This window comes from Phormidesmis sp. 146-12 (genome assembly GCF_052939495.1).
In genome coordinates this window covers 1-5,715 of the sequence record NZ_JBJPHS010000202.1, presented here as the reverse complement: position 1 = coordinate 5,715, position 5,715 = coordinate 1, and the positions used below count along the sequence as shown (strand labels likewise).

8 protein-coding genes and 1 pseudogene are annotated in these 5,715 nt (G+C 47.9%); 3 read left to right on the top strand and 6 right to left on the bottom strand.

Annotation, left to right across the window (positions count from 1 at the left end; all coding sequences use genetic code 11):
- Positions 1-28 precede the first annotated feature (28 nt).
- On the bottom strand, positions 29-451 hold the full coding sequence (locus ACKFKF_RS34170; RefSeq protein ID WP_446871815.1) for a DUF4058 family protein: 423 nt from the start codon (positions 449-451) through the stop codon (positions 29-31).
- A 43-nt stretch (positions 452-494) separates the two neighbouring features.
- On the opposite strand from ACKFKF_RS34170, the gene ACKFKF_RS34165 reads away from it, so the two are divergent.
- Positions 495-680, top strand: a complete 186-nt coding sequence (locus tag ACKFKF_RS34165; protein WP_446871814.1) for a hypothetical protein — start codon at positions 495-497, stop codon at positions 678-680.
- A gap of 11 nt (positions 681-691) precedes the next feature.
- Entirely contained in the window at positions 692-1,282 is a 591-nt protein-coding gene (locus tag ACKFKF_RS34160; protein ID WP_446871813.1) for a Uma2 family endonuclease, read from the top strand.
- A 464-nt stretch (positions 1,283-1,746) separates the two neighbouring features.
- Here ACKFKF_RS34160 and ACKFKF_RS34155 read toward each other — a convergent pair whose 3' ends face one another.
- From ACKFKF_RS34155 to ACKFKF_RS34135, 5 genes and pseudogenes are all read right to left on the bottom strand, one after another.
- The gene (locus tag ACKFKF_RS34155) at positions 1,747-1,971 is read right to left on the bottom strand and encodes a hypothetical protein (RefSeq protein WP_446871812.1); all 225 of its coding nucleotides are present in this window, start codon (positions 1,969-1,971) and stop codon (positions 1,747-1,749) included.
- Between the two features lie 150 nt (positions 1,972-2,121).
- Positions 2,122-2,370, bottom strand: a complete 249-nt coding sequence (locus ACKFKF_RS34150; RefSeq protein ID WP_446871811.1) for a hypothetical protein — start codon at positions 2,368-2,370, stop codon at positions 2,122-2,124.
- An 81-nt stretch (positions 2,371-2,451) separates the two neighbouring features.
- Positions 2,452-3,611 (bottom strand): annotated as a pseudogene (locus tag ACKFKF_RS34145) (ISAzo13 family transposase).
- 190 nt (positions 3,612-3,801) lie between these two features.
- Positions 3,802-4,713, bottom strand: a complete 912-nt coding sequence (locus ACKFKF_RS34140) for a DUF5895 domain-containing protein (protein ID WP_446871810.1) — start codon at positions 4,711-4,713, stop codon at positions 3,802-3,804.
- A 75-nt stretch (positions 4,714-4,788) separates the two neighbouring features.
- Positions 4,789-5,070 carry a hypothetical protein gene (locus tag ACKFKF_RS34135; protein WP_446871809.1) on the bottom strand — a complete coding sequence of 94 codons (282 nt, stop codon included), beginning with the start codon at positions 5,068-5,070 and terminating at the stop codon, positions 4,789-4,791.
- 261 nt (positions 5,071-5,331) lie between these two features.
- Here ACKFKF_RS34135 and ACKFKF_RS34130 point away from each other — a divergent pair, with 261 nt between their 5' ends.
- Positions 5,332-5,664: a hypothetical protein gene (locus tag ACKFKF_RS34130; RefSeq protein ID WP_446871808.1), complete on the top strand. Its 333-nt coding sequence runs from the start codon at positions 5,332-5,334 to the stop codon at positions 5,662-5,664.
- Positions 5,665-5,715: the final 51 nt, after the last annotated feature.

The window sequence follows — 5,715 nt, the reverse complement described above, 5'->3', positions numbered from 1 at the left end:
GCAGAAAATGAATGATTTCTTGCAGGTTCTAAGTTTTTTGTCCTGTACTTAGGGTGAAGCCATACAAATCTGCAACAGGGCGACTGGATTCCCGACTGACCAAAACTCGATAATCCAGCTTTCTGTCTACCTCACTCATCAGCATCGGAGGATGACCGCATAGTAAGTCAATTTCGACCAGATTCGATAAGCTTCTCAGCACCTTTTGTCGCTTCTTCTCGTACAGTGTTCGTCCTGTTCCGCTTCGTTTGTTCTTGGGAGACAATAGTTCAATTACAGTAATCACGACATCCGTCCCTACTTCCCGGACTTCCAGGTATCGCGCTCTAATTTCTTCAGGCATCGGTAAGCGCACTTGCAGGGGACGAGTTTGAACTGCGCCGGGAGCGAGTTTGAGGGGACTGGTCAAGGGTGTCGTTTGAGTGGGAGAAAGGACTAGAGCATCTGGAATTCCAACGAGTAATTCTTATCTGTAATCAAAACAGGAGGGAAATTTGAAACACCCAACTGAACAACAGCGATCGCAAGGCGCGATACAATCAGGTCTTGCCCTTCGCAGTTACGGTCTAAATTCCCACGAGATGAGGAAACGTCAGCTTTATGCCGTCTCCACCGAAAGTAGAGGCACTTCCGCCGAAGCCAGATTCCGTTCAATCTTGTCCAACTTAGAAGCCAGATGAGGCTCAGAGCCATGACACAAGCTATCAAACCGCCATTCACCCTTGAGGAATATCTCGACTATGACGACGGCAGCGACCAACGGTATGAATTGGTGGATGGGGAGTTAATTGAATTGCCTAATGAAGATCCGCACAATTTATTAATTGCAAGATTTCTGCTTGTCTACTTTATCCAGATGGGGCTTGCGATCGAGCGGGTTGGAGACAAACAGCAAATTACCGTGGTGTCTTCCGAGGCAACCGTACGAGATCCTGATCTAATGGTTCACTCTGAAGCGTCGGCTGCGGCAATCTTAACCCAGAAACAGGCCTTGCTCGATCTGAATATGCCGAACCCTCTGCTCGTGATCGAAGTTGTCTCACCAGGCAATCCTGGGAGCAAAAACTACGACCGTGATTATGTTCATAAGCCGAAGGAGTATGCAGCACGAGGCATTCCTGAGCTTTGGCAGGTTGATCCAGGTCGAGGGGTCGTAGTTGTGTTGTCCCTTCAAAATGGCGCTTATCGATCCAGCGAGTTTCGAGGCGGCGATGGGGTCATTTCTCCGACATTCCCAGACTTTCAACTGACCGCAGAGCAAATCCTGAAGGGAGGACGCTGATGATATTTCCGAGGTATATCGGTGAAGTTGAATGGCGTAGCCTGACGTTCTGGATACTCAAGGACGAGCCTGTCCATACAGCTTTTATCTGTCATTAAGAAAGGAGAGAGATTTGAACCCTAGAACTAGAGCTATCCCAGACATCCAGATTATTCCGGTCGATCAGGCATCAGTATCCAACTGAGGGAGCAAGCACAGCCCCTGCATCACAAACAGCGCGATCGCTTGTCGCAACCACGGGGACTCCAGAAGCAACCACCCCAGAAACTCCCTCCAGCCCTGCTTCCGAAACCGTCTCTGCGACAGATGGGCAGTGGTATGACAGTGATGATCTCTTTGATTCTCAAGTTCAGTGAGCCGAATCGATACCCCTGAAGTTAGTCCTGTTTGTCACAAAAAACAATGCTAGGAAGATTAGAGCGTGATCAGGTCTCAGAGAAAATTGGCGCTGTAGAAAACATCAATCAAACATTGCCAAAACGCAAATCATCCAAAATCTCTTGAATCATTTGTTCAAAGTTAGGATGTTGCCACACCAATCGCTGAATGAGAATCTCAGCAACGACAGAAACTTCGTCTGGACGAATGGAACTTCCTTCAGAATCGATCGCACAGTGCTGAATGTGAGTCAGCAGCCGAGTCATTTCGCTGACTTTGCAAACACTCGACTGGAAAGATTGCTTTCTCATCTTGATTCTCCTGATTTTTGCAAAAGGGTGAAGGTTCTAAAGAAACTCGCAATCACATTTTCAATTAGAGCAACGATTCAAACGAACTGAGTTGTCGATCGCGCTGTCCGGTAAGTTCTGCATTCTGAAAGGGCAAGTATCGGCTTTGAGCTACTTCCGGTGAGGACTGCGTAACTGGTCAGATCTCCACCAAACAGCATTTAATTGGGTTAGTCCATCTAGTTGATAGAGCCATTGTCCTGGCGGTTGTTCCGAAGTTTCATATTTCATCCCGGTTATAGTGGCAACTTCTCTCGTCAGTTTCACTTTGACCACCTGAAAGAAAGCAAGCTCTGGCAAGGCTATCTGTGGATTTAAGACATGGATGCTGTGTGGATTGTCAGGACTTGTAGTGTTCATAATTCAATCTCCAATGAAGTGGCATTTGTCCCCTCAGATAGGCTGCTTAAGGGACGGAGTTAGGGACTTCCAGACAAAAAATCATGCCGTCTCCAGCTCTGGATGGTACAAGATATCGACAAACCATTTGCCTAAACTGAGTTCTCTGCCTTCAACGACCAGACTCGTCAAGCGTTGAATTTGAGTTTCCACTTCAGCCATCGCTTGTTTGGTAAGTTTCACCCCGGTTGGATAGGTTTGGGTGACCAGTTGAACCACGGGAGGTTGACCCTTCCAGGTCATCGTTTGGGCGAACTTCACAACCGTTGCAATGTCATCGAGAATACTGCCATTCCAGTGGTTTTCGAGAACGCCCCAAGTCCGTTCAATCGGATTGTATTTACTGTGATAAGGCGGATAGTACGCTAAACGGATGTTCAAGTGATGGCGTTGGGCAAACTCAACCATGCGCTTCATGAATTGGGTTCGACGAGAATTGTTCTCAGAACCATTATCCTGGTTGAGTAACAAGGTTTTGACGGCAGCAAACCTGTGACGATGGGCGAGCCACCACGCCTCCAGGACATCTACCATGAAATCACTGGTCACTTTCGAGGTTGTGCAATAGAGAAATAACTCATCCCATTCGGGTAAAAAAATGCCGTAGGGCGTGACGGTCGCCTTCGAGTCAAAGTCAGGGTCACAAGCTGCGGTCTTGACCCGATTTTTGCCCTTGCGGGAAAACGGTCCCACTTTGACGGCTGCTTTGGCATCCAGGGACATCCGTAGCGTGGTCGGGTCTGCGGCACAGATTTGGTTGACAACCGCAAGTTGGTCAAAAATTGCATCGGTTAACGCAATTTTTTTTGAGGCTTCGTTTTTCCCACCTTGCTGGGATAGTAGCCCAATTGATTGAGCCGCGTCCGAATGGTTTCTTCACTGGGTAATTCCTCACTGCTGTAGCCTTTGTCAATGATCAGTTGCCGCCGCACTTCAGCCGCACTGAGGCGACTGTACAGGCGATTCGTCCTGAATTTTGGATCGCTCTGACTTTGGCTGTCCACAATCCTTTTCACGTCTGCCAGGAAGTTGGGTAAACGCGCTTCCGTTAACTTGCGACCGCGTAATGCCAATGCGTCCACACACACCAGACCACTTGCAACTTCGCGTTGACCTTTGCGCCTCAGATCGCGATGCCATCCTAATTCCTGCTCGGCTAACCGCTGTCCACCGCGTCCTAATTCTGTCACCGTTTGGGCCATGAATCGCCGACGCTCATGACCTTTAAGACGATCGGCAGTCTCTTGAAGTAACAGCTTGAGAGAGTCTGTAAGTTCCAACATGGCTCGGTGTTTAGCAATTGATAATCTCTCAGGTTACTCCACGAATCACCTGGAATCATTTGTTTTTTGGAAGTCCCTTAAGGGGATTGAGAAGCTGTGGAAGTGCAATTTAGAATTCCTGCATGTAGGGAATTTGGTCGCTACCATAATCAATGTCAGCGCTGTAACCATCCTTGCTGTAGTCAACACTATTGTCAGAGACCGGAGGTTTTGTTTCTCGATCGGGGTTGCCAAAGTCTGCCCACTCCTCAAACTCCGATAGAATCTTCTCTTTGAGGGTTTCGTCATACCCCACAAAAAAGTTCTGCCAATTTTGAGCGATCGGCTTTCCATAATCAGCCACGGAGCAAACCCACGATTTCGCCTTTTTGCCTTTCAGTTCTGGCTGAACTTGGACTGCAAAAATGGAAAGGGCTAAGAAACGATCGCTCCTTGCTTTTTTGGCTCCAGTTGCCTGAGCGTAAGCCTTACTCATCTCGCGACGAAACGTTCCAGTTGCCTCACCAAACGAGCTACAAAACGTTGTTTTCGTCGTGAATAATAGCGGTGATTGATGGAGTAGCTGCTTTTGTTGATTCACCAGGTATACCAGGTAGCGCGTCTTCAAAATCATTGCGTCTCGGTTGTAGTCCTGCTGACTGTAAACCCCGATGAAATTCCCGCTCTCCTTCTCAAACATCATCAAGGGAGATCTTCGCAGAATTAGAAATTGGGCAGTCAGACTGCGGTAACCTTCAGCCGTACTACCACTGGAAAACCTTGTAGTATGGGATGTCCACTCTCCTGTTGGATCAGCAAAGCCAACTTCCTCCGCATTCTCCAACAAGAAGAATCCAGCCTGATTAGGATCTGATTGATTGAGCATTTGCAGATAAGGAAGCGTTTCGTATCCACCTTCAAACTCAGGGGCATCAAAACCAGCGATCGCTGACTTGGCTTCAATCACCGATCGTTCCGGCATAGCGACTGGGCGCTCAGATTGGCTTGTCTCAACGCAATTATGCTGACGGTTGCGTGTCATGGTTAAATTCTCCTAAACAATCAGAAAGGGGACTCAAGTTGATTGCCTTAGCCCCCTAGATAATTCGAGATTGCGTCAAAAGTCTTCGTTGTAGTAACAGGGATCAGGGGTATCGACCCAACCAAAAGCAAAGTGCTGAGTTGGCGAGTAGTGGATGATGCGCCCCGCTTCGTCCTTCGGAAGTTGTTGAAGCTTGGTGACGTAGCCTTCTAGATAGCCAGGATCTGCGTAGCGAGGCAGTTGTCCAAAAGCAGCATCGGTTTGCCCATCCAGGTATTGCGTTTCGTAAATATCTTGACGAGTCTTTTCGTCTCGTTGGTCGCGGTCATCGGCGCGACAGTCATCAATAAACGTCATAATCACTGTACTCCTTGTTCAAGAGAGTGCTTGAGATTGCGAGTCTAGGGCACTCTTCTGGTTTTTTTGAGCAATGAGTCATTCCATTTCGTAACGGCTGGGTTATGTCCTTGCGGCGTTCATGACCAGTTCTGCGGTGTCAGCAGGTTCCCCGTACTTTGTGGCATCTGGTGTCCGATTCCTTTGTTATTTCTATATTATACGTGGTTAAGTAGATAGTCAATAGAATGTGAGATGATTTAGAAATTTCTTTACAATCCTGTGGAACCTGTAGAAGCGGTGTACCATCAGGCGAGGGGAGTCAAGGTAACCGCAATCCAGATGCCTCAAAAGCGCAAAAAAACGGCGAAAGTCGTCAACCCAAAGTCATTGGCAAACTTAATCCACGAAGGAAGACCGTTAGCCTTTGATGAAGAGAAAAAACGTCGGACGCTCACGGTCACGGAGTCGGGGTGGGAGGGCGCAATGGCAGTTGCTAAAGAATTAGACTGTCGAGGAATTTCTGAACTACTTGAGTTAATTGGCCGCAAGCAGCTACTGGTTCATCATTCACCTCCCCCTGAATCTGTTTCAGAGTACAAAGGCTCCGACTAGTAGACTGTCAGCTTTGATTTGAGGGGTAATTTGGTTGATAATTTGAGCAGG